The organism is Rubrobacter sp. M3-4, from assembly GCF_059772285.1.
Genome location: NZ_JCBAJP010000003.1, coordinates 170,255 through 195,918, shown reverse-complemented (window position 1 = coordinate 195,918; position 25,664 = coordinate 170,255). Strand labels below are relative to the sequence as shown.

The 25,664-nt window shown below is 65.7% G+C and carries 31 protein-coding genes; 29 read left to right on the top strand and 2 right to left on the bottom strand.

The genetic code is table 11. From position 1 onward, the window contains the following. Position 1: 1 nt before the first annotated feature. A complete protein-coding gene (locus AC6EKW_RS04915; RefSeq protein ID WP_273887423.1) occupies positions 2-589 on the bottom strand; it encodes an RNA polymerase sigma factor in 588 nt (195 codons plus the stop codon). A 202-nt stretch (positions 590-791) separates the two neighbouring features. On the opposite strand from AC6EKW_RS04915, the gene AC6EKW_RS04910 reads away from it, so the two are divergent. The 9 genes from AC6EKW_RS04910 to argS all read left to right on the top strand — a co-directional run bounded on the left by AC6EKW_RS04910 (position 792) and on the right by argS (position 8,219). Then, a complete protein-coding gene (locus AC6EKW_RS04910; protein WP_273887424.1) occupies positions 792-1,457 on the top strand; it encodes a ferritin-like domain-containing protein in 666 nt (221 codons plus the stop codon). A 14-nt stretch (positions 1,458-1,471) separates the two neighbouring features. Further along, a complete protein-coding gene (locus tag AC6EKW_RS04905; protein ID WP_273887425.1) occupies positions 1,472-2,167 on the top strand; it encodes a ferritin-like domain-containing protein in 696 nt (231 codons plus the stop codon). A 259-nt stretch (positions 2,168-2,426) separates the two neighbouring features. Beyond that, positions 2,427-3,044 carry a class E sortase gene (locus AC6EKW_RS04900; RefSeq protein ID WP_498513811.1) on the top strand — a complete coding sequence of 206 codons (618 nt, stop codon included), beginning with the start codon at positions 2,427-2,429 and terminating at the stop codon, positions 3,042-3,044. A gap of 24 nt (positions 3,045-3,068) precedes the next feature. Continuing rightward, positions 3,069-3,275, top strand: a complete 207-nt coding sequence (locus AC6EKW_RS04895; protein WP_273887427.1) for a Sec-independent protein translocase subunit TatA/TatB — start codon at positions 3,069-3,071, stop codon at positions 3,273-3,275. After that, a complete protein-coding gene (locus tag AC6EKW_RS04890; protein ID WP_273887428.1) occupies positions 3,272-4,135 on the top strand; it encodes an MBL fold metallo-hydrolase in 864 nt (287 codons plus the stop codon). The genes AC6EKW_RS04895 and AC6EKW_RS04890 overlap by 4 nt, the downstream gene beginning before the upstream one ends. Continuing rightward, a complete protein-coding gene (locus AC6EKW_RS04885; protein ID WP_273887429.1) occupies positions 4,132-4,605 on the top strand; it encodes a 23S rRNA (pseudouridine(1915)-N(3))-methyltransferase RlmH in 474 nt (157 codons plus the stop codon). The genes AC6EKW_RS04890 and AC6EKW_RS04885 overlap by 4 nt, the downstream gene beginning before the upstream one ends. A gap of 79 nt (positions 4,606-4,684) precedes the next feature. Then, a complete protein-coding gene (locus AC6EKW_RS04880) occupies positions 4,685-6,325 on the top strand; it encodes a sensor histidine kinase (RefSeq protein WP_498513810.1) in 1,641 nt (546 codons plus the stop codon). Positions 6,326-6,358: 33 nt separating this feature from the next. Continuing rightward, positions 6,359-6,592, top strand: a complete 234-nt coding sequence (locus tag AC6EKW_RS04875) for a DUF3006 domain-containing protein (protein WP_273887431.1) — start codon at positions 6,359-6,361, stop codon at positions 6,590-6,592. Then, on the top strand, positions 6,582-8,219 hold the full coding sequence (argS, locus tag AC6EKW_RS04870; protein ID WP_273887432.1) for an arginine--tRNA ligase: 1,638 nt from the start codon (positions 6,582-6,584) through the stop codon (positions 8,217-8,219). Before AC6EKW_RS04875 ends, argS begins: the two co-directional genes overlap by 11 nt. On the opposite strand, the gene AC6EKW_RS04865 is transcribed toward argS, so the two are convergent. Next, positions 8,187-8,321, bottom strand: coding sequence for a hypothetical protein (locus AC6EKW_RS04865; RefSeq protein WP_273887433.1), 135 nt, complete (start codon positions 8,319-8,321; stop codon positions 8,187-8,189). The genes argS and AC6EKW_RS04865 overlap by 33 nt on opposite strands. Before the next feature lie 246 nt (positions 8,322-8,567). Between AC6EKW_RS04865 and AC6EKW_RS04860 the strand changes: the two genes are divergently transcribed. The 20 genes from AC6EKW_RS04860 (at position 8,568) to atpA (ending at position 25,662) form a co-directional block, all read left to right on the top strand. Next, positions 8,568-9,944: a sugar porter family MFS transporter gene (locus AC6EKW_RS04860; protein WP_498513809.1), complete on the top strand. Its 1,377-nt coding sequence runs from the start codon at positions 8,568-8,570 to the stop codon at positions 9,942-9,944. Positions 9,945-10,006: 62 nt separating this feature from the next. Next, entirely contained in the window at positions 10,007-10,816 is an 810-nt protein-coding gene (locus AC6EKW_RS04855) for a metallophosphoesterase family protein (protein ID WP_273887435.1), read from the top strand. A gap of 9 nt (positions 10,817-10,825) precedes the next feature. Beyond that, positions 10,826-12,163 carry a 2,3-diphosphoglycerate synthetase gene (locus AC6EKW_RS04850; RefSeq protein WP_498513808.1) on the top strand — a complete coding sequence of 446 codons (1,338 nt, stop codon included), beginning with the start codon at positions 10,826-10,828 and terminating at the stop codon, positions 12,161-12,163. Positions 12,164-12,350: 187 nt separating this feature from the next. Beyond that, entirely contained in the window at positions 12,351-13,331 is a 981-nt protein-coding gene (glpX, locus tag AC6EKW_RS04845; RefSeq protein ID WP_273887437.1) for a class II fructose-bisphosphatase, read from the top strand. A gap of 49 nt (positions 13,332-13,380) precedes the next feature. Beyond that, positions 13,381-14,844, top strand: a complete 1,464-nt coding sequence (gene rho / locus AC6EKW_RS04840) for a transcription termination factor Rho (protein WP_273887438.1) — start codon at positions 13,381-13,383, stop codon at positions 14,842-14,844. A gap of 125 nt (positions 14,845-14,969) precedes the next feature. Further along, complete coding sequence (gene rpmE / locus AC6EKW_RS04835) at positions 14,970-15,185, top strand: 50S ribosomal protein L31 (protein WP_273843275.1); 216 nt, start codon at positions 14,970-14,972, stop codon at positions 15,183-15,185. 10 nt (positions 15,186-15,195) lie between these two features. Beyond that, the gene (locus AC6EKW_RS04830) at positions 15,196-16,113 is read left to right on the top strand and encodes a DUF1385 domain-containing protein (RefSeq protein WP_273887439.1); all 918 of its coding nucleotides are present in this window, start codon (positions 15,196-15,198) and stop codon (positions 16,111-16,113) included. 1 nt (position 16,114) lies between these two features. After that, positions 16,115-17,209: a peptide chain release factor 1 gene (gene prfA / locus AC6EKW_RS04825; RefSeq protein WP_498513807.1), complete on the top strand. Its 1,095-nt coding sequence runs from the start codon at positions 16,115-16,117 to the stop codon at positions 17,207-17,209. Positions 17,210-17,211: 2 nt separating this feature from the next. Then, positions 17,212-18,078 carry a peptide chain release factor N(5)-glutamine methyltransferase gene (gene prmC, locus AC6EKW_RS04820; protein ID WP_498513806.1) on the top strand — a complete coding sequence of 289 codons (867 nt, stop codon included), beginning with the start codon at positions 17,212-17,214 and terminating at the stop codon, positions 18,076-18,078. Beyond that, positions 18,075-18,653, top strand: a complete 579-nt coding sequence (locus AC6EKW_RS04815) for an L-threonylcarbamoyladenylate synthase (RefSeq protein ID WP_498513805.1) — start codon at positions 18,075-18,077, stop codon at positions 18,651-18,653. The genes prmC and AC6EKW_RS04815 overlap by 4 nt, the downstream gene beginning before the upstream one ends. Before the next feature lie 142 nt (positions 18,654-18,795). Beyond that, entirely contained in the window at positions 18,796-20,016 is a 1,221-nt protein-coding gene (glyA, locus tag AC6EKW_RS04810) for a serine hydroxymethyltransferase (protein ID WP_337958736.1), read from the top strand. Then, the gene (gene upp / locus AC6EKW_RS04805; RefSeq protein WP_273887443.1) at positions 20,009-20,644 is read left to right on the top strand and encodes a uracil phosphoribosyltransferase; all 636 of its coding nucleotides are present in this window, start codon (positions 20,009-20,011) and stop codon (positions 20,642-20,644) included. Before glyA ends, upp begins: the two co-directional genes overlap by 8 nt. Beyond that, positions 20,631-21,104: a deoxycytidylate deaminase gene (locus AC6EKW_RS04800; RefSeq protein WP_273887444.1), complete on the top strand. Its 474-nt coding sequence runs from the start codon at positions 20,631-20,633 to the stop codon at positions 21,102-21,104. Before upp ends, AC6EKW_RS04800 begins: the two co-directional genes overlap by 14 nt. A gap of 101 nt (positions 21,105-21,205) precedes the next feature. Beyond that, positions 21,206-21,403 (top strand): AtpZ/AtpI family protein, encoded by a 198-nt coding sequence (locus AC6EKW_RS04795; protein ID WP_273887445.1) that lies wholly within the window; start codon positions 21,206-21,208, stop codon positions 21,401-21,403. Then, entirely contained in the window at positions 21,400-21,831 is a 432-nt protein-coding gene (locus AC6EKW_RS04790; protein WP_273887446.1) for a hypothetical protein, read from the top strand. The genes AC6EKW_RS04795 and AC6EKW_RS04790 overlap by 4 nt, the downstream gene beginning before the upstream one ends. Beyond that, positions 21,828-22,613, top strand: a complete 786-nt coding sequence (gene atpB / locus AC6EKW_RS04785) for a F0F1 ATP synthase subunit A (protein WP_273887447.1) — start codon at positions 21,828-21,830, stop codon at positions 22,611-22,613. The genes AC6EKW_RS04790 and atpB overlap by 4 nt, the downstream gene beginning before the upstream one ends. 79 nt (positions 22,614-22,692) lie before the next feature. Then, positions 22,693-23,001 (top strand): ATP synthase F0 subunit C, encoded by a 309-nt coding sequence (gene atpE / locus AC6EKW_RS04780; protein WP_273887448.1) that lies wholly within the window; start codon positions 22,693-22,695, stop codon positions 22,999-23,001. A 21-nt stretch (positions 23,002-23,022) separates the two neighbouring features. Beyond that, positions 23,023-23,547 carry a F0F1 ATP synthase subunit B gene (atpF, locus tag AC6EKW_RS04775; protein ID WP_273887449.1) on the top strand — a complete coding sequence of 175 codons (525 nt, stop codon included), beginning with the start codon at positions 23,023-23,025 and terminating at the stop codon, positions 23,545-23,547. Between the two features lies 1 nt (position 23,548). After that, positions 23,549-24,088: an ATP synthase F1 subunit delta gene (gene atpH / locus AC6EKW_RS04770; RefSeq protein ID WP_273887450.1), complete on the top strand. Its 540-nt coding sequence runs from the start codon at positions 23,549-23,551 to the stop codon at positions 24,086-24,088. Between the two features lie 2 nt (positions 24,089-24,090). After that, positions 24,091-25,662, top strand: coding sequence for a F0F1 ATP synthase subunit alpha (atpA, locus tag AC6EKW_RS04765; protein ID WP_273887451.1), 1,572 nt, complete (start codon positions 24,091-24,093; stop codon positions 25,660-25,662). Positions 25,663-25,664 lie beyond the last annotated feature (2 nt).

Below are 25,664 nucleotides of genomic sequence, written 5' to 3'. Positions count from 1 at the left end.
CTCACTGTGGCAGCCTCAGATCCCTCGCGTCGAAGTAATCTTTTATCTTCTTGAGGCCCAGCCTCATCCTGCCTTTCACCGTTCCGAGCGGCAGCCCGAGCAGCTCGGCGATCTCCGTGTGGGTATAACCCGAGAAGTACGCGAGCTCCAGTATCTTCAGCTGCTCCGGCGGCAGGCTCTTGAGGGCTTCGCGCACCTGCTCCCGCTGGGTGTTCTGCCAGGTCTCGGTGAAGGCCTCGCTTTGTTGCGCACCGGATGTTGCGGCCTGCGCCCGGTCCTCGGTCCTGCGGCGGCTGGCCGCGGATCGCAGCTGGTCTATGCCGCCGTTGTGGACGATCGTGAGCAGCCAGTTCCTCACGCTGCCGCGCTCCGCCCGGTAGCTCCCCGCCGAACGCCACGCCTTGAAGAAGGACTCCTGCACGAGGTCTTCTGCTGCCTGTCGCTCACCCATCATCCGGTAGGCGAGCGAGTACGCCGCCCGGCTGTGCCGGTCGTACAGGCATGCGAAGGCGTCGGCGTCACCCGCTGCGGCGAGCGAGATGAGGTCTTCGTCTGCGAGCAGCAGGTATCTTCTCGGGACGTCGCCCATACCACAGTATACGCAGGTGCCGGATGCCCAGATCAGACGCCGGCGTCGGAAATTTCCGGGGGATTGGTGATCCGGGCACCACCCGCTTCCGTAAGAGCCGGTGAAGAACAGTGAAGATCGATTGAGGGGGTTTGAGGTTCGGAGAAAAAGCGGTTGGCTTGATGGACGTCCGTGCTGGTGATTAGGAAAGGAGCGTTTACGGATGAGTGGTGTCGAGGACCGTGGAGGTCCTGTGGTGCTTGATCGGGAGGTCTCGCGCCGCGGCTTCCTGAAGACCGCCGTGGCGGTTGGGGCGGCGCTGTCTGCTGCGGGCGTCGGCGGCTTCGGCGTCGCCGTGCGGCAGGCCCAGGCACAGAGCAAGGAGTACACGACTTACCAGGGCCTCGGCGACGTCAAGATCCTCTCCTTCGCCTACCTGCTCGAGGAACTGGAGGGGACCTTCTACGACCAGGGAGTGAAGTCTGGCATATTCAGCGGCGAGGCTCTCACGTTCATAACCGACATCCGCGACAACGAGATGGCGCACGCCCAGGCCCTGGCCTCGACGTTGCAGAAGGCCGGTGCACCGGTGCCCCAGACGCCGAACTTCACCTTCCCGAACGGGACCTTCAGCGACACGGGGGCTTTCCTGAAGCTCGCGGCGACCTTCGAGCCGACCGGAATCGGGGCGTACCAGGGAGCGGCGCCCGCGATAAAGAACAAAGACTATCTGGCGGCGGCCCTCTCGATCCACAACGCCGAGTGCCGCCACTGGGATGCGATCAAGATCCTGCAGGGCATCGTGCCGCCGAACAACGTGCCCTTCGAGAAGGCGCTGACGCTGCAGACGGTTCAGTCTAGGGTCAAGCCGTTCGGGATCACGGGCTGAAGGGGAGGTAGAGAATGAAAGAACAGACAGGCACCGAGGCTGCGGTGCTCGAAGGCACCCGCAGCCGCAGAGACTTCTTCAAGCTGGCCGGTCTCGCCGGGGCGGGTGCGGTGATGGGCTCGGTCGCCCTCGCTCCGAAGGCCTTCGCCCAGGGAACGAGCAACTACGGGAGCGACCTGGACATCGCCAACTTCGCGCTGACGCTGGAGTATCTGGAGGCCACGTTCTACGAGAACGCCGTCGACTCTGGGGTGCTCTCGGGGGATGCGCTCAAGGTGGTGACGGCGCTGCGTGACCACGAGCAGGCGCACGTGGATGCCCTGATCTCTCTGATCAAGAGCGCCGGTGGGACCCCGGTCTCCAAGCCGCAGTTCACCTTCCCCTCGGGGGCTACCTCGAGCGAGAGCTCCATCCTGAACCTCGCGGCTACCTTTGAACCGGTTGGTGTGGGGGCCTACCTGGGTGCCGCTCCGGCCATACAGAGCCCCGACGTGCTCGCCGCCGCCGGGAGCATCGCCGGGGTGGAGGGCGAGCACGTCGTCGCTGTGAACAACCTGCTGGGTAATGCCGCCGCCACGCTGGAGGCTTTCCCGGCCGCACTCACCAAGGACGAGGTGCTCGCCAAGATAGCCCCGTTCCTCGGGATGGGCTCGATGATGAACACCGGCGGCGGTTCGCGCAGAGACTGGTACCGCAACGCGCACGTCTAGCGGGGAGAGAGGCTTGAGCCCGGGCTCTCTTATGCGGAGGAGCAGGACGGCGTTATTGGCCGTCCTGCTCCTCGTCGTGATCTTCTCCCTTGCCGGTTGTGGGAGCACGCCCGTCGCCAGAAAGGCTCCCGGAGCGGGCGAAAGTGTCGCCTCGCACCGTGCAACGAAAGCGGGGCACCAGGTCGGGAAAGACTCCGGGCGCACAGACGTTGTTCGGAAGACCGCACGGAAGACGACTGGTGCTACTCCTGAGGGAGGCGTGACCGTAAAGCCCGCCGATCCCAGAGAGGTGCTCTCCAGGAAGAAGCTTCCTGACGGGTTCCCCGGCTATCGGGGCTGGAACGAGAAAGGGACCGGCGACGCTTCGCAGAAGATGATCTCGGTCGGGACGTCGGCCGGCGCCATACCGGCGGTCAGGCCTTTCAATTTCGGCCGCGATCCCGGCGGCCCCAAGGACAAGAAACTCTACCTCTCCATCCCGAAGATAGGGTTGCACGATGTGCCGGTCTACAACTCGGTCGATCCGGCGAAGCTCGACGAAGGAGCGGTGCACGTGCCGGCGACGGGGTTCCCCTGGCAGAAGGGAGCAAACGTCTACATCGCCGGCCACCGCCTCGGATACCCGAACACGGGATCTCTCTACCTCTTCTACCACCTGCCGCAGCTTACGGATGGAGACGAGGTGATCCTGAAGGACTCCGCCGGCAGGGAGTACGTCTACCGGGTCGTGAGGAAGGAGACCGTGGGGCCTGAGAACGTGCAGGTGATGAACCCGGTACCGGGAAAATCTCTCGTCACCCTTCAGACCTGCACCCTCCCGCACTACACCAAGCGGATCATAGTGCAGGCCGAAATGGTCGGGGGGGCCCAGGGATGAGGCCCATGATGATATATTGACGCCATGGTGACCGACCTTTTCCAACCGCTGCACCTTCTGATCCTCTTCGCCATCGTCCTCGTCGTCGTGGGCCCCCGGCGTGCGGTGCGTCTGGCCCGCGGGGTGGGAGACGGGCTCGGGAAGATGAGCCGATACCGGCAGGAACTCCGGGCGGGCGTCACCTCCGCGCTCACCGGCGGGGAGAAGGGCGGCCGGAAGAAAGAGCGTTGAGCGGGGAGGTGGCTCCCCGCGGGGGCTCCGCGAAACCGGGGCTGCGCCTGAGCATCCTCTCGAGCGGGAGCTCGGGGAACGTCGCCTACGTCGAGGCCTCGGGACGCGGTTTTCTCGTCGACGCCGGGTTGTCCTGCCGCAGGGTCGAGCGCTTGCTCGCTCGTATCGGACGTGGCATCGATGACGTCGAGGCGGTCCTCGTCACCCACGGTCACACCGACCACACCTCCGGGATCCGTTCGCTGGTGCGCAAGTGCGGGGTGCAGGTCTACGCCGCCCGTGGCGTCTGGGATGCTCCCGGGGTCGCGTCCGTCGAGGTAGCGGAGCCCTTCGAGGTCTGCGGGGTGGAGGCGACCTACTTCGAGGTGCCCCACGACGCCCCGACCTGTGGTCTGAGGCTCCGTACGGAGGGGGTTTCGGCGGCTTTCGCCACCGATCTCGGGGAGGTGACGCCGCAGACCCTCGGCTGGATGAGCGGCGCGCGGGCGCTGGTCCTGGAGGCGAATCACGACCCGCAGTGGCTGCGTCGAGGACCTTATCCCGAGGAACTCAAGCGCAGGATCCTCTCCGGCAGCGGGCACCTCTCCAACCAGCAGGCAGCCGAAGCGGCGCTCGCCCTGGCTCCGCACGGTCTCTCGGAGATCGTCCTCGCACACCTCTCCGAGACCAACAATTCCCCAGCGCGCGCCTGCGGGACCGTCGCCCGGGTGCTGCGCGAGGCCGGTTACGGCCGGGTCCGGATCCGGGCCGCGATGCGCGGGCGGCCCACGCCCTGGGTCGAGGTCGATCCCTGCTCCGGGCACCCGGACGACGGTTGCGTCCGCGGCCTGACGGACCGACTCTTCGGCGTGGGGCGGTGATCCGTCGGGCCACCATCGTCGCCGTCGGGAAGCTCCGGGGGTGGGCCGCCGGGGGTTGTGAGGAGTATCTGAGTAGGCTTCGCCGGTACTTCGCGGTCGAGGTCGTCGAGGTTCGCGAGGAGGATATCAACCGGCGGAGCCCGGAGGAGGTGCTCTCGGCGGAGGCCGGGCGTCTCTTGCGTCGTCTGCCGCAGGGTGCGTACACGGTGGTCCTTGATCGTGAGCGCGGCAGGGAGCTCTCTTCGGAGGAGCTCGCCCGGAGGCTCTCCTCGCTCGGACTCTCCGGGTGGAGCCACGTGGCCTTCGTCGTCGGCGGTCCGCTGGGCCTCGACGGGGCGGTGCTCGAGCGCGCCGACCTGGTGCTCTCCTTCGGGCGCATTACGCTTCCACACGCCCTCGCGCGCGTCGTCTTGCTCGAACAGCTCTACCGGGCGGTGAAGATCGAACGCGGCGAGAGCTACCACTGGTAGTTGACCAGAGCTTCTCCTCCCCCTACCATGGAAGCCGCAGGGTTCGAACTGGCCCCGGGGGGAGGTGAATCGGGGTATCGTGAAGGGATGGAGCGCCGAAAGGGGGGCCTCGGTCGTCTTGGTGCGCGGCGCCCGTCGGGTGCCGAGCTCCGTTCTCATCCTCACCCTGTGGACCCTGGCGGCCGCGTTGCCGGAGGTTTTCTGGGCCGAGGATCCACTCACGATCGCGCTCCTCTCCGCGCTGTACGGTTGTTCGGCGCTCTTCGCGCTCGGAGCCTGCGGTTGGGCGTCGGCAAAGAGCGGTACGGCTCTCGGGAGGTGGTTCTGGGGGCTTTGCTCCTCTGGGATCGGGTTCATGATCCTGGGGTATCTCGTCTGGGAGATCTTCGGCTTCCGCACCCCCTACCAGCTCGGGTTCGTGCCCCGGGATCCGATGTACGTGCTCTCTTACCTTCTACTTTTTGCCGCCTTACTGTATCTGGTCGCCGTGACCACCAGGGGGATCTTCCCGCTCATCCCGCTGGACACGATCGCCGTCATGGTCTCCGCCGGGTTGCTCGGCTGGTACTTCGTGCTCGGGCGGGCGTTGGAGGGAGCCTCGCAGGATCTCTTGAGGGGAGCCGTACTGAACTTCGCGGGCGGGGTGGCGGACTTCGGGTTGCTCTTCCTCGCGCTGGTGGTACTCTCGGGGGATGAGAGGCCCGCCTTCGCCGGACGGCTGGCGGGAGCTCTCTTCGCGCTGGTCGTTGCGGACCTCACGTATTTCTTCGGCCAGCCGCTCGGCGGAGAGAACCCCGGTGCGTTTCCCGTGGTGGTCTGGAGCCTCGGGATGGTGCTGCTGGGGCTCGCCGCCCTCCGGGGGGCGCGGGATGGTGGCGGTCTGACCGGGCGGGCGAGGAAGGTGGGGATAAGCTCCTGGAGGACATTGTCCTTCTGGTTCGGTCCACTCTCCCCAGCGTTGCAGTATGCATTTATGATCTGGTGGGTATCGCTGCACCCGCCGGCGCCACGCTATGTTTTGTGGGGCGGCGTCTTTTTCGTTCTCTACTTTGGGTTCAGGGTCTCCGTTCTCACGCTGCTCAACCGCGGCGTGCGCTCCGAGACCGTCGGGCTGGCGAGGAGGGAGGAGCAGGCGAGGATCTCCCGGGAGCTGCGGGGATCGCTGGAGCGGAGCGTAGAGGAACTGCGCGAGCGGATCGTCGAGTGTCGGGTGGCGCTCACCGGCGGCGACGGGGATGGGGCGGAGGATTTGCTCCGCCGGGCGGAGTTCGAGGCCCGGCAGGTCGGTTATCAGGTGGCGCTCCCCATCGAGGAGCTGCGGGGTAGATGCGGGGAGGCTTTCGATCCCGGCGCCGTGCTGCGGAGCTTCGCCGAGGATCTGTGTGAGTGTTTCGGGCTGGAGGTGTGCGTGGACCTGCGGGATCCGCTCGACGGCGTCGAGGCTCGTGAGGCGGCCGCCGTCTGCCGGGTCGTGTGCGAGGCCATGTGGAACGCTGCGAGGCACGCCGGGGCTGCCCGTGTCTGGCTCGAGAGCAGGGGCGTGGGATCGGTGCTCATCGTCCGGGTGCGCGACGACGGAAACGGGTTCTCGCCGGAGAAGGTCCGTGAGGGGGTGGGGATGCGGGTGATGCGTCTGAGAGCCGCCGAGATCGGTGCGGGGCTGGACGTCATCTCCTCACCTCAGCGCGGGACCACCGTCCAGCTGCGCCTGCAGCGGTAGGGAGAGCCGGCGCCGGGATGCTACCATAAGCGTGTGCGCGTGCAGATCGACAGGTTCGAGGACGGTGGATGGGCCGTACTGACGCCCTACCCGCGGGGCGGCATAACCTTCGATGTGCCGCGGGAGATGCTTCCACCGGGGTGTTCTCCGGGGGACGTACTCCTCGCGCGGTTCGTACCGGACGAGGCGGAGAGTCGGAAGGCCGCCGGGGAGGCGCGCAGGCTCATGGAAGAGCTTCTCGGGAGAGGGGAGCGGGATGAAGATTGAGGAGAGGCTCGCTGCGGCCATAGAGGACGCTGCCCGCCAGGTGTACGGCGTGGAGCTCGAGGGTGTGCACGTCGAGAGACCCAACGATCCCAGCCACGGAGACTATGCCAGCAACGTGGCGCTGGCCAACGCCAGGGTCTTCCGACGCAACCCGAGGGAGGTGGCGGAGGAGCTGTGCGGTGCTCTCGAGAGTGACCTCGTCGAGGAGGCTGAGGCCGCCGGGCCCGGTTTCATGAACTTCCGGCTTTCCTCCGATGCGCTGTGGGGCGAGGTTGGGGATCTGCTGCGGGCGGGGGGCTCCTACGGCAGGAGGGAACCCTCGGGCGAGCCGGTGATACTGGAGTACGTGAGCGCGAACCCGACTGGTCCGCTGACCGTCGCTCACGGTCGGCACGCCGCCTACGGCGACTCGCTGGCGAGGATACTCACCGCCTCCGGTAAGAAGGTGTTCCGTGAGTACTACGTCAACGACGGAGGCAATCAGATACGCCTGCTGGGGGAGTCCGTCGCCGCTCGCTACGCCGCCCTCTACGGTGAGGAGTGGCCCGTCTCAGACCCCGAGTCCCTCTACCGCGGGGAGTACATCGCCGACATAGCCCGCGATCTTTCCGAAGCGCGTGCCGATGAACTGCTGAAGCTTTCGCGGAGGGAGGCGCTCGAAGAGATCAGTGCCTTCGCCGTCCGGTGGTGCATGCGGGAGATAAAGGATACCCTCGCCCGCTCCCGGGTCGACTTCGACGGGTACTTCAGCGAGAGGTCCCTCTACGACTCTGGGAAGATCGAGGATGTTCTGCGGCGGCTCAGGCTAAGCGATCACACCTACGAGAAGGAGGGGGCGTTGTGGCTCGCCTCGAGCAACTTCGGCGACGACCGTGACCGGGTGCTCGTGAAGAGCGACGGCTCCTACACCTACATGGCGCCGGACCTCGTCTACCATCTGGACAAGTTCGAGCGCGGGTTCCGGCGGGCGGTGGACGTGCTGGGCGCCGACCACGCGGGTTATCCGCCGCGCATCCGGGCCGGGCTCGCGGCGCTCGGGGTGCCCGGAGATTTCCTCGACGTGGAGTTCGTGCGGCTGGTCAAGCTGGTACGGGAAGGAGAGCAGGTCAAGGTCAGCAAACGGGCGGGCAACTTCGTGACCCTGGAGGAGTTGCTCGACGAGGTCGGGGTCGACGCCGCGCGGTACTTCTACGTGCGCTCTTCGCACCGCACGGAGATGAACTTCGACCTCGACCTCGCCGTCCGACAGTCGGACGAGAACCCGGTCTACTACGTGCAGTACGCCCACGCAAGGATCGCATCCATCTTCCGGCGGGCCGGGCTCGATCCGGAGTCGGTGGGGGAGGTCGAAGCCGGTGGGCTTGCTCCGGAGGAGAGGTTGCTGGTCCTCGAGCTGCTCGACTTCCCGCGGGTGCTGCACAGCGCCGCCGAGAGGCGGGAAGTGCACCCCATACCGACCTACCTCGAGGGGCTCGCGACCATCTTCCACCGCTTCTACACGGTTCACCGGGTGCTCGTGGACGACGAAGCCGAGCGCGGGCGACGGCTCGCGCTGTGCGCCGCCACCAAGAACGTCCTGAGGTCGGGACTCGAGCTACTCGGGGTCGAGGCTCCGGAGAGGATGTAGCGGCTGGCGCCGCTTCCCGGAGCGGGCGCGCCTGCCCTGGCGCTCCTTCTGAGCCCTGGTCATCCTCCTGAGCCGCTTTATGGCCTGCAGCGTAACGGTCATGGCGTACCTCCTTTCTAGGCTGGTTCGAAGCACGACGCTCCCCCATTGCGCACCGGTGTCGGGAAGGGAGTGTTTCCGGGAGACCAGGGTATAGGCTACATCCGGGCCCGGATCGTTCAAGCCTCGCCGGGAACGGGGTGGTTAACCGGTTCACCTCCGGTCCGATTTTCATGTGATGCCGGGCGGCGTGGCGGGTTAACCTCCTCATAGAGGACAGGAATAACTCGGGTTTCTGGGGGTCGGAAGATGTCGGAAGGTTCTTCGGCCCGACGACGTTTCGTCTACGTGGCGTCGGGCATAAGTGCGCTTGGTGGGCTTCTCTTCGGGTATGACACCGGGGTCATCTCCGGGGCACTCCTCTTTCTGAAGAAAGACCTCGGGATCCAGCATGATGCCTTCATGCAGGGCTTGGTGACGAGCGCGATCCTGATCGGGGCCATGATCGGGGCGCTGGTGTGCGGGTCTCTCGCCGACCGGCTCGGGCGCAGGAGGCTCACGCTCCTGGCGGGGGTCGTCTTCGGGATCGGGGCGATAGGGGCCGCTGCGTCGCCAGATGTCGCCGTTCTGGTCCTCTTCAGGATCGTGCTCGGCATCGGGGTCGGACTCGCCTCGGTGATAGTGCCGATGTACATCGCGGAGATCTCGCCGGCCGAGGTGCGCGGTCGGCTCACCTCGCTCAACCAGCTCATGATCACGTTGGGAATCCTGGTCGCATACATAGTCGATTACCTGCTCGCCCCCTACGCGGCCTGGCGCTGGATGTTCGGGCTCGCCGTGATACCCGCGGCGGCGCTCTTCGTCGGGATGTACTTCATGCCGGAGACCCCGCGCTGGCTGGTCGGCCACGGACGGCTCGACGTGGCGCGGCAGGTGCTGGGGCGCACCCGGGGGGAGGAGAGGATCGAGGAGGAGATAGAGGGGATCCAGGAGGCCGAGCGGCGGGCCAGGGAACAGGCCGGCTGGGGAGAGCTGGTCAAAGCCTGGATCCGGCCGGCGCTCATCGTCGGGCTCGGGCTCGCGATCCTGCAGCAGTTCGTCGGGATCAACACCATCATCTACTACGCGCCGACCACCCTGACCAAGCTCGGCCTCGGAGATTCGGCCTCCATCCTCGCGCAGGTCGGTATAGGGGTCGTCAACGTGCTCTTCACCTTCGTCGCGATAAGGACGCTCGACACCATAGGACGCAAGCGGCTGCTTCTCGCCGGGAGCGTCGGGATGACCGCCAGCCTGGCGGTGCTCGGTTTCCTCACGCTCGCGGTCGGGATAAAGGGCGGGGCCATCGGGATCATCACGATAATCTGCCTCGCCGTCTACATAGCCTCCTTCGCGGCCACCTGGGGCCCGACGGTCTGGGTGATGCTCCCGGAGATCTATCCTCTGCGGGTGCGCGGGCCCGCGGAGGGGCTCGCGACCTGGGGGAACTGGGCCTCCAACTTCCTGGTCTCGCTCACCTTCCCGAGCATGCTCGCCGGGCTCGGCCAGGGCCTCTCGATGCTGTTGTTCGCCGGGATGGGGGTGGTCTCGTTCCTCTTCGTGCTCGCGCTCGTTCCCGAGACGAGGGGGAAGACGCTCGAGGAGATAGAGGAGGAGCTCAACGTCGAGGTCGATAAGGCGGGTTGAGCCGCTCTGGTATACTGCCGGGTGCACCCGTGTGATCCCGAGAGGAGGGGCCTGGGGAGGAGATGAGCGCGAGCAAGCGGATGGTCATCTGTCAGGTGAGCGACATCCACTGCGGGAGCCCGCACTTCGTTCCCGACCTTCTGGAGCGCACCATCCTGGAGGTCAACGAGATGGACCCGACGGCCGTGGTGATCTCCGGAGATCTCACCGACGCCGGGTACCGGCAGGAGTTCGAGACCGCCGCGGACTACTTGCGTCGCTTCCGGTGTGAGAGGGTGATGGTCATCCCTGGTAACCACGACTCGCGCAACGTAGGCTACGTACACTTCGAGCGTCTCTTCGGGGAGCGGTATTCGGTCCTGGATTTCGACGAGGCGGTGATGGTCGGGGTGGACTCCTCGGAGCCGGATCTGAACGACGGCCGGGTTGGACGCGAGCACTACGAGTTCATCCGCGACTCCTTCGCCGGGGCTGGCGACAGGTTGAAGATCTTCGTGATCCACCACCATCTCGTGCCCATCCCCGGTACTGGACGGGAACGCAACATCATCTTCGACGCGGGTGACATCCTGGAGCTCTTGGTGGAGGTGGGCGTGGACCTCGTGCTCTCCGGGCACAAGCACGTTCCTTATTCCTGGAAGCTCGAGGATATGTTCATCGTCAACGCGGGCACCGCGTCGACCACCCGGCTGCGGGGTAACACCCGTCCCTGCTACAACGTGGTCGAGATAGAGGACCGCCGGGTGCGGGTTTTCAGGAAGTATCCGTTCAAGGAACGCGAACTCGCGGTGGACTTCAACCCCAGGACGCACGCCTACTACCGCCGGGAGGAGAAGATAGACTCGGGGGTCGCGCTCTCCGGCGAGCGGTAGGGGATCTCCTTGAGCGGGAGGCGGGCGCTCTTCCTCATAGACGGGGAACACTACCCTCCGGTCGTGCTGGAGGCGATGGAGAGGGTGTGCTCCTCCCTCGGCGTGGAACCGGTCGCGGCGGTCTTGCTCGGGGGGACGGAGAAGATCGGGGAGGGAACCGACTACGGGATGCCGCTCGTCTTCGGGGAGGATCCGGAAGACGCCGTCAGGGAGGCGATCGTACGTTACGAAGTGGACGTCGTCGTCGATCTCTCCGATGAGCCGGTGGTCGGTTACAGGGAACGGATGAGGATAGCCTCGAGGGTGCTCGCTGCGGGCGCGCGCTACGTGGGCAGTGACTTCGAGCTTCGCCCGCCGGAGTTTCAGCCCGTCTTTGGGAAGCCTTCGCTGGCGGTCATCGGCACCGGGAAAAGGATCGGGAAGACCGCGGTGACGGGGTATCTCGCCCGGCTTCTGGCGCGGGAGGGGTTCGATCCGATCGTCGTCTCCATGGGACGCGGGGGGCCCCCGCGCCCGGAGGTGATAGATGGGAAGAGGATGGAGATCGGCAGCGACTATCTTCTCGAGGCGCTGCGGCGGGGGGCGCATGCGGCGAGCGATTGCTACGAGACCGCCGCGCTCAGCCGGGTGACGACGGTGGGATGCCGGCGCTGCGGCGGCGGGCTCGCCGGGGCACCTTTCGTCTCCAACGTGATCGAGGGGGCGAGGGTAGCCGCCGGGCTCGAGGGGGGCCTCATCCTCTTCGATGGCTCGGGGGCCGCTTTGCCGCCCGTGGAGGCGGGGGCGCGGGTGCTCGTCGCCGGAGCGAACCAGGACCCCGAATACGTGACCGGGTTCCTCGGCGCCTACCGGTTGCTCGTCTCGGAGGTGTTGCTGATCACGATGGCCGAGGAGCCGCTGGCCTCACCCGAGAGGGTGCAGCGGCTCAGGCAGGAGGTTCGGAGGGTGAAGCCGGAGATCGAGGTCGTCCCCGTGGTCTTCCGCCCGCGTCCCGCCATGGACGTGCGTGGGGTGCGGCTGGTCTACGTCTCGACGGCGCCGCGGAAAATGCTCGGCCGGCTCGCTGGGTTCCTCGAGGAGAACTACGGCTGCAGGGTCGTCGCGGCCACCGGGAACCTCTCCAACCGGCGGGCGCTCGAGCGAGACCTCGAAGACGTCCGCGGGGCGGAGGCCTACCTCACCGAGATCAAAGCCGCCGCGGTGGACGTGGTGGTGCGACGGGGGCTGGAGGAGGGGGTGCCGGTCTACTACTGCGACAACGAACCGGTGGCGGAGGGGCTGGATCGCGTTCTGCTCGATGCCGCCGGGCGGGCTCTCCGGCGTTTCACCGGGAAGAAAAGTGGCTGAAGACATACTCTGGTGTATAATTTCGTTGCTGAGGTATCCCGCTGTGGTCTTGCGATCGCGGGGATACTCCGTATCGAATTCCGCAATACCCCGCCCTCACTGAGAGAGGGGTCCCGGCGAGGGACCCGCGGCGGGCACGGGAGGTGGGTGATCCTCTATTAGCGCGGTCGAGCCCCATTCCGGGGGGATGATGAGGGCCATCGAGTTTGCGACCGTGACCGAGAAGGTTGCGCTGCGAGTGGCCCGTCTCGAAGGTTCCGGTTCTCCGGAGGAGGCCTACACGCTGGCCAGCAAGACCTTCAGGGAGGAGATCGACAAGGCGGAGGTCTCCGCCGAAGTGGTCGTCTTCCGGGAGGAGAGGCCGGGCAAGGGGAGGCTGCTGCATCCGGAGGTGCTCTCCGTCGGCGACGTGCTGGGGGCCGGTGGGCCCGAAGTGGACATCGCCGTCGAGCCCGTCGAAGGGCTGACGTTGCTTACCAAAGGCCTGTCCGGGTCGGTGACTGCGGTGGCGGTCTCTCCGCGGGGCACGATGCTTCGGACGCCGGACATGTACATGAGCAAGCTCATCGTCGGTCCCCAAGCGCGGGGCCGCATAGACATAGACGCCCCGGTGGGGGAGAACGTCCGGGCCATCGCGGAGGCGATGGGCCGTGAGCCCTCGGAGATAACCGTCGCCATACTGGACCGCGAGCGGCACGAGGGGCTCATCGAGGAGATCCGACGCAGCGGGGCCAGGATCCAGATCCGCCCCGAGGGAGACCTCGCCCCGGCCATCGCCGTCGGGTTGCGGGGGGCGGATCTCGACGCGGTCATCGGGATCGGGGGGGCGCTGGAGGGTATCCTCGCCGCCGCGGCCATAAAGTGCCTCGGGGGGGAGATGCAGGCGCGGATGTGGCCCACGCAGCGCTCTCAGGTCGAGAAGCTCAGGGAGTGCGGGCTCGACGATCCCGAGCAGAAGCTCACGCTGGACGATCTCATCCGGGGGGAGGACGTGATCTTTGCAGCCACGGGTATAACGCCGGGGGAGACGCTCGAGGGCGTGAAGTACTTCCGGGGTGGGGCCAGGACGCAGACGGTGGTGATGTCCACCAGGCCCCGTATGGTAAGATTTATCGACACCATCCATGTTCTGGGACCAGACGTCCGGCTGCAGGGTTTCCGGCGCTGAAGCCGCACCATGAAGTTGTCCTAGAAGTGTCCTAGACGAGAGGTAAGAAATGGCCGACATATCCACTCTTGAACGCAAGAAGCTGAGCGATCTGCACCAGATAGCATCCCAGCTTGGCATCGAGAAGTACCGCAAATACCGCAAATCCGAGCTCGCGGCCCTGATCTACAAGGTTGCTACCGAGCAGGCGGGGAACGGTGACCGGGAGGAGACCAAACCGCCCGAGGCGGCTACCGGCGAGGTACGCGTCGAGACGAACGGCTCCGCCGCCGTGAAGGAGCCCGTCCAGGACTCTTTCGGCGAGGCCGAGACGGCGGTCGTGGAGAAGCCGAAGGAAGAGAAGCCGAAGGAGCCCGAGCAGAAGCAGCCGCGGGGAGGACAGCGCCCGGAGGAGAAGGACGAGAAGCTCAGGCAGAGCGGGGTCCTAGACATCCTGCCCGACGGGTTCGGGTTCCTGCGCACCCGCGGTTACATTCAGAGCAAGGGTGACATCTACGTCTCCACCTCGCAGATCAAGCGTTTCAACCTCAGGCGTGGAGACTACATAGTCGGGCAGATCCGACCGGCGCGTGAAGGGGAGAAGTACCCGGCGCTGGTGCGCATCGAGAAGATAAACGACCGTGAGCCGCAGAAGGGCCGTCAGCGGCCGAACTTCGACGACCTGACGCCGCTCTACCCCATGGAGCGACTGCGGTTGGAGTGGAAGCCCAACGACATCGCCCCGCGGGTGATAGACCTGGTCGCTCCGATCGGCAAGGGGCAGCGCGGGCTCATCGTCTCACCGCCGAAGGCGGGCAAGACCACGATCCTGAAGCAGATCGCGCAGTCCATAATCGCCAACTACCCGGACGTGAAAGTACTGGTTCTGCTCGCCGACGAGCGCCCGGAGGAGGCGACGGACTGGCGACGCAGCGTGCCCGAGGCGGAGGTCGTGGCCTCGACCTTCGACCAGCCGCCGGAGAACCACATCGCCGTGGCAGAGCTCGTCCTCGAGCGCGTCAAGCGGCTCGTGGAGGAAGGCGACGACGTGGTGGTGTTGCTCGACTCGCTCACCCGCCTCGCGCGCGCCTACAACCTGGCGGCTCCGGCGAGCGGACGTATCCTTTCCGGGGGCGTGGATTCGGCCGCGCTCTATCCGCCGAAGAAGTTCTTCGGCGCGGCGCGCAACATCGAGAACGGCGGCTCGCTCACGATCCTGGCGAGTGCCCTCGTGGAGACCGGCAGCCGCATGGAGGAGGTCATCTACGAGGAGTTCAAGGGCACCGGCAACATGGAACTCCACCTGGAGCGCAAGCTGGCGAACAAGAGGATCTACCCGGCTATCAACATCGAGGATTCCGGAACCCGCAAGGAGGAGCTCCTGATGGAGCCCGCCGAGGCGCAGAGGGTCTGGCAGGTCAGGAACATCCTCAACGCGCTGGACACCAGCCAGAAGATAGAGCTCCTCATCCAGAAGCTCAAGGAGACCCGCACCAACGCCGAGTTCCTGCGCGAGCTGCAGCGGGTGCGGTAGCGGGGCGTTTCGGCGGTCGGGAAGGCGCCGCTCTCGTCCGCGGGGGCCCGCCTTCCCGGGCTTTCTGGCCGGGAAGTATTAAACTAGTTGTCGTTCGACGAGATCCTGCAGATCGGAGGAAAAAGATGAAGAGTGGTATCCATCCGGCCTACACGAAGACGATCGTGAGGTGCAGCTGCGGCAACGAGTTCGAGACCCGTTCGACCGCCGAGCAGGAGGTGCTGCACGTGGACGTGTGCTCCGCCTGCCACCCCTTCTTCACCGGCAAGCAGCGCATAGTCGATTCCGGCGGGAGGGTCCAGCGCTTCCAGGATCGTCTGGCCCGGCGGAGCAAGAAGTAGCGGGGCCACCATGCGGGTCGGCGGGCAGGCGGTGATGGAGGGCGTCCTGATGCGCTCCCCCAACTTCTGGGGGGTGGCGGTCAGGACGCCCGACGGGGAGGTGGACATCAAGGCCGAGCGATTCCGTTCGGTCACCGGAAGGAGCCGCCTGCTACGCCTCCCGGTGATAAGGGGTTTCGTCTCTCTGGCCGAGACCCTGTGGCTGGGCATGCGGGCCCTCACGCTCTCCACCAACATCGCGCTCGGTGAGGAGCAGGAGCTCTCCAGGAAGGAGATAGCGGGCACGATGCTCTTCGGGCTCGTGCTCGCGGTCGTGCTCTTCCTGGCCGTTCCGGTGCTCGGCACCAAGGGGATAGGCTGGCTCCTCGGAGGGAGGATCGAGAACCCCCTGGTCTTCAACCTGGTAGAAGGGGTTTTGCGCATCGCCATCTTCCTGGCCTACCTGGTGGGGATCACGGCGGTGAGCCGCGACATCAAGCGTTTCTTCGCCTACCACGGCGCCGAGCACAAGGCGATAAAGGTCTACGAGCGTGGGGACGAGCTCGTCCCCGAGAACGCGAGGGATCTCGACACGAGCCACGTCCGCTGCGGCACGAGCTTCATCCTCTACGTGCTCGTGCTCTCGATCCTGGCTTTCTCGCTGCTCGGTATACAGGGGTGGGCCGCGATGGTCGCGAGCAGGATAGTCGTGATACCGTTGGTCGCGGGTATAGCTTTCGAGTTCATAATGTGGAGCGCCAGACACCAGGATAACCCTGCGGTCAAGGTTTTGATATGGCCTGGGCTGCAGCTGCAGAAGCTGACGACCCGTGAACCAACGGACGAGATGGTCGAGGTGGCGATGGCCTCGCTCAAGAAGGTGCTCTCCATGGAGCGGGAGGTGCGAGGCGGCGGTGTGGACGATGGTACGAGCAAGCTGGTGATCTAATTTGGACGAGCAGGTCGTAAAGCTGGCGGAGGAGACGCTGGGCAGGTTCCGGGCGCTCACGCAGGAGCTGTCCGACCCCGGGCTGTACTCGGATCAACGCAGGTACGCGGAGGTGGCCAAGGAGCACGCGCGTCTGAAGCGTGGAGCCGAGCTCTGTGAGGCGATGCTCGGGGCCATAAAGGAGAGCCGGGAGGCCAGAGAGCTGGTCGAGTCTTCGGAGAACGCCGAGGAGAGGGAGTTTTTCGCCGCAGAGGCCGCTGCGGCGGAGGAGAGGGCCGAGGCGCTCGCGGAGGAGGTGCGCGCCGAACTCATAGTGCGCGATCCGAACGACGACAAGGACGTCATCCTCGAGATACGCGCCGGGGCCGGGGGAGACGAGGCCGCTCTGTTCGCCGGCGAGCTCTACGAGATGTACACCAGGTATGCCGACCGACTCGGCTTCAGCCATCGCGTTCTCTCTTCGAGCCCGGCGGAGATCGGTGGCTACAAGGAGATCACGCTGGAGATCAGCGGCGACCGGGCGTACTCCATCTTCAAGCACGAGGGAGGTACCCACCGGGTCCAGCGCGTTCCGAAGACCGAGAGCCAGGGGCGCATCCACACCTCCACGGCGACCGTCGCCGTCCTCCCGGAGGCCGAGGAGGTCGAGGTGGAGATAAACCCGAACGACCTCGAGATAGACGTCTACCGCTCCTCCGGACCCGGTGGCCAGAGCGTGAACACCACCGACTCGGCGGTCAGGATCACGCACAAGCCGACCGGCCTCGTCGTGACCTGCCAGAACGAGAAGAGCCAGCTTCAGAACAAGGAGCAGGCGATGAGGATCCTGCGCTCGCGCCTGCTCGAGCGTGAGCTGCGCGAGCAGCGCGAGCGGCAGGGAGCGATGCGGCTCGCTCAGGTCGGGACCGGCGACCGCTCGGCGAAGGTCCGGACCTACAACTTCCCCCAGGGACGGGTTACGGATCACCGGGTCAACCTCACCACCCACAACCTCGAGGCCGTGCTCGACGGTGAACTCGAAGAATTCACTCACGCCCTCGCCGCGAAGGAAAGAGCCGAACGGCTGGCCGAGGAGGCGGCCGGGGCCAGAAGCTGAGCTTGCTCGACCGTACGGTGGCGAGCCGCCGGCTCGTCAGAGAGGCGACGGAGGAACTGCGGGCCTCGGGCGTACCCGAGCCCGAAGTCTCGGCCGAAGTACTCCTTGCAGAGCTCCTCGGGCTCGGAAGGTCGGAGGTGGCCGCCCGCGACATCCCGGTCTCCGGTGAACTGCTGGATCGCTACCGTTCCTGGATCTCCCGACGCAGGGGACGTGAGCCCGTGCAGCGTATCCTCGGTTACGCGTACTTCCGTAAACTTAAGCTTGAAGTAGACGGTTCGGTGCTCGTGCCGCGCGCCGACACGGAGAGCGTCGTCGAGGTGGCGCTCCGTTGGATCGACGGGCGTGGGGGGGAGGCTAGGGTGCTCGACCTCGGGACTGGTTCGGGGGCGATAGCTCTCTCCGTAGCGTTGGAGAGGCCCCGATGCGAGGTCTACGCTTCGGACGTCTCTCCTGCGGCGCTCGAGGTTGCCCGGCGCAACGCCGCTTCCTCTGGGGTGGAGGTGACATTCCTGCAGGCCGATCTCTCGAGGGGGCTCGAGGAGCTTGCGGGGCGGATCGACCTTCTCGTTTCGAACCCGCCCTATGTGGAGAGCGGGGAGATCGACGCTCTCATGCCCGAAGTACGCCTGTGGGATCCCCCCGAGGCTCTCGACGGCGGTCCGGACGGCCTCTCCTTCTACAGGAGGATCTTCGCCGAGATCCCGGAGCTGCTCGCGCCTGGGGCCGGGGTGATCCTGGAGATCGGGGACGGACAGGCACAAGAGGTGTTAGACCTCGGGGAGAAAGCCGGCTTCCGCCCGCTCGGGGTGGAGCGTGATCTCGCCGGCAGCGAACGTGTGGTCGCCTTCGCGTGGGAGGTGGGATGAAAGCTAAGGTAAAGGTAGAGGAAGCCGTGGAGCACCTGAGGCGGGGGGAGGTCGGGCTCGTTCCGACCGAGACCGTAGTCGGGCTCATGGCCACGGAGAGGGGTGTGCGCAGGATACAGGAGATAAAGCGGCGGGATCCGAACAAGCCGTTGCAGCTTCTGTGCCGCTCGGCCCGGGAGGCGTTCGGTCTTGCGGTCCGGGTTCCCCCGCTCGCCGGGAAGCTCGCCGAGCTCTACTGGCCTGGAGGCCTCACGCTCGTGCTGGACCGTCCAGGGGGTGGGACGGTAGGGCTGCGTGTCCCGGACCATCCCACCGTGCAGCGGCTGCTCGAGGCCTATGGTGGCCCGGTCTACGCCACGAGCGCAAACATCTCTGGAGAGCCTGCGCCCTCCTCGCTCGAGGAGGTTGACCCCCGGGTGCTGGAGGAGGTCGACTTCATCGTGGAAGGAGAACCCGGCGGGGGTACGGCTTCTGCGGTGGTTGATCTCTCGGGGGAGAACCTGCGGGTGCTACGTCCCTCGGGGGAGCTGGACCAGGAGAAGCTGGAGCGGCTCGTCCGTGAGGGACGTGTTTGAGGGCTGGGCCTGCTGTGTTTATACTCTCCCGGGCTGGCTGTGACCGTGCGTGCCGGAGGCTGCTTCTTAGCGCCCGGGATTCGCGTCTTCGACGCACCAGGCGGCGTGGGGCGGGCCACGGTAGAGAGTCGGAGGTGAACCTTTGATCGGGCCTTACATCGAGGTGGACGCGGAAGTTCAGGAAGCTCTGGACGCGGAGCTCGAGCGCCAGCGGAGCACGATAGAGCTCATAGCGAGCGAGAACTTCGCGTCGCCGGCGGTGCTGGCCGCGCAGGGGTCCGTGCTGACCAACAAGTACGCCGAGGGATACCCCGGCAAGAGGTACTATGGTGGCTGCGAGCACGTGGACAGGGTGGAGAGCTTGGCCATAGAGCGGGCGAAGAAGCTCTTCGGTGCCGAGCACGTCAACGTACAGCCGCACTCCGGGAGCCAGGCCAACGAGGCCGCCTACGCCGTGTTGCTCGAGCCCGGGGAGAAGGTTCTCTCGATGGACCTCGCCCACGGCGGGCATCTGACCCACGGCATGAAGATCAACTTCAGCGGCAGAACCTACGACTTCGTCCACTACGGTGTGGGTGAGGACGGCTACATAGACCACGACGAGGTGCGTGAGATAGCCCGGCGCGAGCGGCCCCGGCTCATAGTCGCCGGGGCGAGCGCCTACCCGCGCACGCTGCACTTCGAGGCCTTCCGTGAGATCGCCGACGAGGTGGGTGCTTACCTGATGGTGGACATGGCCCACATCGCCGGGCTGGTCGCCGGAGGGGTGCACCCCTCGCCGATCCCCTACTGCGAGGTGGTCACGACGACGACCCACAAGACGCTGCGCGGCGGGCGGGGCGGTATGGTCTTCTGCCGCGAGGAGTTCGCCAGGAAGCTCGACAGCCGGATCTTCCCCGGCCTGCAGGGGGGACCGTTGATGCACGCCATAGCCGGCAAAGCCGTCGCGCTCGGCGAGGCGTTGAGGCCCGAGTTCGCGGACTACGCCCGGCGGGTGGTGGCGAACGCCCGGACCATGGCCGAGAGGCTCATGGAGGGCGGGATGAAGCTCGTCTCCGGCGGGACGGACAACCATCTGATGCTCGTCGATCTGCGCGGCAGCGGGGTTACCGGCAAGGAGCTCGAGACCAGGCTCGAAAGCGTCGGGATCACCTGCAACAAGAACATGGTCCCCGGAGATCCCGAGCCGCCGACCGTGACCAGCGGCATCCGGCTCGGCACCGCGGCGGTCACGACCCGCGGGATGGGCGAGGAGGAGATGCGCGAGATCGCGGACATCATAGTGGCCGCGGCCCGGGGCGAGACCGATGGGTTGCGCGGTAGGGTCAGGGAGCTCGTGGAGTCTTATCCTCTCTATGTCTGACCATCCCAACCTTCACGTCGTCGATCTACCCCTGAGCCGGCACAAGCTCTCGGTTCTCAGGGACGAGCGCACCAGACACCGGGAGTTCCGGCAGGCCATGCACGAGCTCGCCCTCATCCTGGTCGCCGAGGCGACACGCCGGATGCCGACGAGCACGGTGAAGGTGCACACCCCGCTCGCCGAGACGGAGGTCGAGGAGATCTCGGGACCCATCTGCCTGGTGCCCGTGTTGCGGGCCGGGCTGGGGATGCTCGAAGGGGCGCTGGCGTTGCTGCCGGAGGCCACGGTCGGTTTCATGGGGCTCTTCCGGGACGAGCGGACCGCCGAGCCGGTCGAGTACTACGTGAACCTTCCGCGCAACCTGAAAGACTACTTCGTCGTCGTGCTCGATCCCATGCTCGCCACCGGCGGCAGCCTCTCCGCCACGCTCGCCAAGCTCAAGGAGGAAGGGGCCGTCTGGATCTCGTGCGTGCACGCCGTGGCCGCCGTACCCGGGATAGAGCGGGTCACGCGCGAGCACCCGGACGTCTCCTTCTACACGGCGGCGGTGGATCCGGGGCTGGACGAGAGAGCGTTCATAGTACCGGGGCTGGGCGATGCGGGGGACAGGCTGTATGGCACGCTCTGAAGTCTCGCACCAAACCCGTCCCTCCTGGGACGAGTACTTCATGCGCATAGCGCACGAGGTCGCCACCCGTTCGACCTGCCCGCGTCTCGCGGTCGGCGCGGTCGTCGTGCGCGACCGCAGGATACTCACCACCGGGTACAACGGCAGCCCCTCCGGAATGCCCCACTGCGACGAGGTGGGGTGTCTGATCCGGGTCGTCGACGGCCGGGAGAGCTGCCAGCGGACGCTCCATGCCGAGCAGAACGCCATCATCCAGGCCGCCTATCACGGGGTGAGCGTGCGCGGGGCCTCGATCTACTGCACCCACCAGCCATGCTTGCTCTGCGTCAAGATGATCATGAACTCCGGTATAGAGGAGGTCTACTACGACGCGGGCTACCCGGACTCCCTGGCGCTGGAGATGGCGGCAGAGGGCGGGCTCAGGATGGTCAGGCTCGGGCTCGACGGGGAGCGGTCGTGAGCCGATTTTTCTCACGATATGACGATTCTGCTTCTTTGCAGCAATATAACCAGTAAGGTATAGTTTGCCCAATGGCGGAGAACGGCTCTTTCGAAGCAGATATGGGCGGTAACTATGCCCGATACATAGGAATTGGGTTTGCTTTCGTAACGATGATCGTCGCGCTGGCGGCCGGCGGTTTTTTCGTGGACGGGCTCGCCGGGACCCTGCCCCTTTTCACCATCCTCGGGTTGGTGGCGGGGTTCGCCGGAGCACTCTACTACGTCTACCTGGCCGTGAAGGGCCTGGGGGGGAGATGACCGCTCAGTGGCGGCTCGCTCTCTGGTACGCGCTCCGGGTCTCTCTCGCGGCTTTCGCGGTGGGAGTCGTGCTGCTGATCGTCTACGGAGGGATGGTCGCCGGAGCCTTCGGGTACGGTGTGTGTATCGGGTTGGTGAGTCTGATCTCCACGGCCCTCACCGTAACCCTGCTGACCGGACGTTCGTGGTTCGCGAGGGCCTTCGGGGTCGGGTCGTTCTTCTTACGCTACGGGTTTGACGCGCTGGCTCTGGGGATGCCGGCTTTTCTGGGAGCATGGCCGATCGTGGCCATGCTCGCGGGCTTTGCGATGGTCTACCTCGTTGAGACCATCTTGCTCGCGCCCCAGGCCGTGGCCGGGGGTACGGTGAGGCGTACTCCCGGCAGGCAGGCAGCAGGCGAGATAGTAGAGCGGAGGGCAAAGGTTTGACGGCAACGCTGTCGCTTTTGAAGCTGAGCCAGGAGCAGGTCAGGGAGAAGATCCTCCATACCTGGTCGAGCGCGGAGAAATCCTGGGTCATACCCATCCATATCGGCCCGCTGAACCTCTCCATCAGCAAGATCGAGTGGTTTTTGTTCATCGGGGTGGCCGTGACCTTTCTGTTCCTGTTCTTCGGGAGCCGGGCTCTGAGGAACCGCCCCGGCGCCTACCAGGTCCTCGTGGAGGAGACCTACGGCTTCGGTCGGCGGATGCTCGGAGGCCAGATAGGTCCCGAGGGGATGAAGTGGTTTCCCTACACCCTTTCGATCTTCGTGCTTCTTCTGGTATTGAACCTCATTGCCCTCATCCCCAATACCTACCCGGTGACGAGCAACCTCTCCTTCACCGGTGCGCTTGCCATCCTCACCTTCATCCTCACGCAGTATGAAGGGGTGAAGCGCCACGGCCTGCGTGAGTATCTCAAGAGCTGGGTGCCGGAAGGGTCCGGGAAGCTCATGGCCCCGGCTCTGTGGTTCTTGCACCTCATACAGGAGTTCACGAAACCCCTCACGCTGGCCATGCGACTCTACGCGAACATCATAGCGGGGCACCTCATAATCTTCGTCTTCCTCAGCTTCATCCTCTACTACGGCATCTACTTCGCCGTGGTTTCGGTGCCGCTCGCCGTGGTGTTCTATGCATTCGAGATATTCGTGGCCGTCATCCAGGCATATATATTCGCTATACTTACGCAGGTCTATATAGAGCTGGCCATCTACGGAGAGGGATAGAGTTCCTGGCTGTCTTCGAGCAAACTTTGCAGCAAATGTAAGGTCCCTGAGAGGGGCGAGAGAAAGGAGACGAGAAGTGTTGGAATCGGCCACCAGCATCCTTGAGCTAGCCCAGACGGGAGGGTTCGACGGCACCCTCGCGCTGCTGCAGTCGAACATCACCGACCAGGGGCTCAAGTATTTGGGCACCGGAATCGCCGCCGGGACGGCGGTCATCGGTTCGGGGGCCGGGATGGGGTATCTGATCGGCCAGACCATAGCGAGCATCCACCGGCAGCCGGAGGCTTTCGAGCAGACCAGGGGGCTCATGTTCCTGGGTATCGGGCTCGTGGAGGCGTTCGCCCTCTACGGTCTGGTCTTCGCGATACTCCTCGCCTTCGTCCTCTAGCTTTCGGCAGGAGGTAGGAGCATGGGCGGCGGAATATTCGATGTGACCAACACGAGCCTCGTCTTTTGGGAGCTCGTGAGCTTCGCCATCCTGCTCATCCTGCTCTACCGTTTCGTCTACCCGGTGCTCCGGGAGCAGATACAGCGCCGTCAGGCCGCCATCGAGCAGGCCATCGAGGAAGCCGAGCGGACCCGGGAAGAGGCGCGGGAGCTCCTCGAGGAGTACCGGAGGCAGATGGAAGAGGCCCGGCAGGAGGCGCGCCGCATCCTGGATGAGGCGAGGAGGCAGGGTGAAGCCCAGCGCGAACGGACCAAGGCCGAGGCCCGGCAGGAGGCCGAGCGGATAATCCGGCAGGCCCGGGAGGAGATCGGGCGCGAGCGCGACGCCGCGCTGCGTGAGGTGCGCCAGGAGGTCGCCGAGATGGTCATACAGGCCGCGGAGCAGGTGCTGCGGCGCGAGATAGACCGGGAGGAGCACGAGAGGCTCATCCAGGCCGCTCTGGACGACCTCGAGGCCGAGGTCGCCGGCTCGGTGAGCGGAGGTTAGTTTGAGCGCGGTCTCTACTTACGCAGAGGCGCTATTTGCGGCGGCGCGGGAGCGCGGCGAGCTCGAAGAGGTCCTCGGGGATCTGAAGGAGCTGGTCGAGGCGCTCGAGGGGAACGAGGAGCTCAGGCTCTTCTTCTACGGGGGGCAGCTCGAGAAACGCGAGAAGCGGCGGGTCATAGACGCCCTGACCGAGGGTATGAGCCGGTCCACCCGCAACTTCCTCAAGGTGCTCGTGGACAACGACCGCGAGGAGCTGCTCCCCGAGATCCTGCTCCGTTACGAGGATCTCGTCGAGGAGCACCTCCGGCGCGTCGAGGTCGAGGTCGTCACCGCCATCGAGCTTTCCGAGGGGGCGGTCCGGCGTCTCAAGGAGAGGCTGGAGGGTATACTCGCGGGCAGGGAGGTGATCCTGAGGACGAGCGTGGACCCGGAGATAATCGGTGGAGCGGTCTTCAGGTTCGGTGACAGGATGATGGACGGCAGCCTCCGGGGGCAACTGGAGAGCCTGCGGGAGGCGATGGTCGAGAGGAGTGTTGTATAGCGATGGGTAGGCTGAGGCCGGAGGAGATCTCCTCGATACTCAAGGGAGCCATAACCGATTACGAGAACAGGGTCCGCACCGAGGAGGTGGGCCAGGTTCTGGAGGTCGGCGACGGCATCGCCCGGGTGCACGGCCTCACCAACGCGATGTACCAGGAGATGCTCGAGTTCGAGGACGTCCGCGGTGAGAAGGTGCTCGGGCTCGCGCTCAACCTGGAGGAAGACAACGTCGGCGCGATCATCGCCGGGGACGACCGTTACATCCAGGAAGGGTCCGTCGTACGTCGGACCGGACGGCTGGTGAGCATACCCGTGGGGAGTGGGATGCTCGGCCGGGTCATAAACGCGCTCGGACAGCCGATCGATGACAGGGGAGAGATCCAGGCGGAGGAGACCCGGCCGGTGGAGATAATCGCGCCCGGGGTCATAGAACGCCAGCCGGTGAACGAGCCGCTCCAGACCGGGATCAAGGCGATAGACTCCATGATCCCCATCGGCAGGGGGCAGCGGGAGCTGATCATCGGCGACCGCAAGACGGGGAAGACCTCGATCGCGATAGACACGATCATCAACCAGCGCGATCAGGACGTCAAGTGCATCTACGTGGCCATCGGGCAGAAGGATTCCTCGGTCGCGGGGGTGGTGAGCGTGCTCGAGGACGCCGGGGCTATGGAGTACACCACGGTCATAAACGCCTCGGCCTCGCAGGCCGCCACGCTGCAGTACCTGGCGCCCTACGCCGGATGCGCCATCGGCGAGTACTTCATGCACCAGGGGCAGGACGCGCTCGTCATCTACGACGACCTCTCCAAGCACGCCGTGGCCTACCGGCAGATGATGCTCCTCCTGAGGCGGCCGCCGGGCCGCGAGGCGTACCCCGGCGACATCTTCTATCTGCACTCGCGGCTCCTGGAGCGGGCGGCGCGGCTCTCCGACGAGCGCGGGGGTGGGTCGCTCACGGCGCTGCCGATCATCGAGACCAAAGCCGGGGACATCTCGGCGTACATCCCGACGAACGTCATCTCGATAACCGACGGGCAGATCTTCCTCGAGACCGACCTGTTCAACGCGAACCAGCGCCCGGCGATAGACGTCGGGAACTCGGTGAGCCGGGTCGGCGGCGCTGCCCAGATAAAGGCGATGAAGAAGGTCGCCGGCACCCTGCGGCTCGACCTCTCCCAGTACCGGGAGCTCGAGAGCTTCGCCCAGTTCGGCAGCGATCTGGACAAAGCCACCCAGGATACACTGGCCCGCGGACAGCGTACGCTCGGCATCCTCAAGCAGGGTGAGCGCCAGCCGCTGCCGGTCGAGGAGCAGGTCGCGGTCATCTTCGCGGTGACCAACGGTTTCCTCGACGAGGTGGAGGTCGAGCACGTCCCGGACTGGGAGGAGAACTTCAGGAATTACCTCCGGGACAGCAAGGCGGACCTGCTCAGGACCATCCGCGAGGAGAAGGACCTCTCCGACGAGAGCATCGCGGCCCTCAAGGAGGCCATCACGCAGTTCAACGAGGTCTACGAGCCGCCGGAGACCGGTATAGCTGGGGTCTCCTCGGCCGGCTCCGGGGAGGGATAGGG

What these genes read in the sequence shown, in the direction of transcription:
- AC6EKW_RS04795 (WP_273887445.1), top strand. Translation starts at nt 21,206, where the DNA reads ATGGGCGGTAACTATGCCCGATACATAGGAATTGGGTTTGCTTTCGTA.
- atpF (WP_273887449.1), top strand. Translation starts at nt 23,023, where the DNA reads ATGGGCGGCGGAATATTCGATGTGACCAACACGAGCCTCGTCTTTTGG.
- atpA (WP_273887451.1), top strand. Translation starts at nt 24,091, where the DNA reads ATGGGTAGGCTGAGGCCGGAGGAGATCTCCTCGATACTCAAGGGAGCC.
- glpX (WP_273887437.1), top strand. Translation starts at nt 12,351, where the DNA reads ATGATGAGGGCCATCGAGTTTGCGACCGTGACCGAGAAGGTTGCGCTG.
- rpmE (WP_273843275.1), top strand. Translation starts at nt 14,970, where the DNA reads ATGAAGAGTGGTATCCATCCGGCCTACACGAAGACGATCGTGAGGTGC.
- AC6EKW_RS04905 (WP_273887425.1), top strand. Translation starts at nt 1,472, where the DNA reads ATGAAAGAACAGACAGGCACCGAGGCTGCGGTGCTCGAAGGCACCCGC.
- AC6EKW_RS04830 (WP_273887439.1), top strand. Translation starts at nt 15,196, where the DNA reads ATGCGGGTCGGCGGGCAGGCGGTGATGGAGGGCGTCCTGATGCGCTCC.
- AC6EKW_RS04815 (WP_498513805.1), top strand. Translation starts at nt 18,075, where the DNA reads ATGAAAGCTAAGGTAAAGGTAGAGGAAGCCGTGGAGCACCTGAGGCGG.
- rho (WP_273887438.1), top strand. Translation starts at nt 13,381, where the DNA reads ATGGCCGACATATCCACTCTTGAACGCAAGAAGCTGAGCGATCTGCAC.
- argS (WP_273887432.1), top strand. Translation starts at nt 6,582, where the DNA reads ATGAAGATTGAGGAGAGGCTCGCTGCGGCCATAGAGGACGCTGCCCGC.
- AC6EKW_RS04790 (WP_273887446.1), top strand. Translation starts at nt 21,400, where the DNA reads ATGACCGCTCAGTGGCGGCTCGCTCTCTGGTACGCGCTCCGGGTCTCT.
- upp (WP_273887443.1), top strand. Translation starts at nt 20,009, where the DNA reads ATGTCTGACCATCCCAACCTTCACGTCGTCGATCTACCCCTGAGCCGG.
- AC6EKW_RS04800 (WP_273887444.1), top strand. Translation starts at nt 20,631, where the DNA reads ATGGCACGCTCTGAAGTCTCGCACCAAACCCGTCCCTCCTGGGACGAG.
- AC6EKW_RS04855 (WP_273887435.1), top strand. Translation starts at nt 10,007, where the DNA reads ATGAGCGCGAGCAAGCGGATGGTCATCTGTCAGGTGAGCGACATCCAC.
- AC6EKW_RS04915 (WP_273887423.1), bottom strand. Translation starts at nt 589, where the DNA reads ATGGGCGACGTCCCGAGAAGATACCTGCTGCTCGCAGACGAAGACCTC.
- AC6EKW_RS04865 (WP_273887433.1), bottom strand. Translation starts at nt 8,321, where the DNA reads ATGACCGTTACGCTGCAGGCCATAAAGCGGCTCAGGAGGATGACCAGG.
- AC6EKW_RS04910 (WP_273887424.1), top strand. Translation starts at nt 792, where the DNA reads ATGAGTGGTGTCGAGGACCGTGGAGGTCCTGTGGTGCTTGATCGGGAG.
- AC6EKW_RS04895 (WP_273887427.1), top strand. Translation starts at nt 3,069, where the DNA reads ATGGTGACCGACCTTTTCCAACCGCTGCACCTTCTGATCCTCTTCGCC.
- AC6EKW_RS04860 (WP_498513809.1), top strand. Translation starts at nt 8,568, where the DNA reads ATGTCGGAAGGTTCTTCGGCCCGACGACGTTTCGTCTACGTGGCGTCG.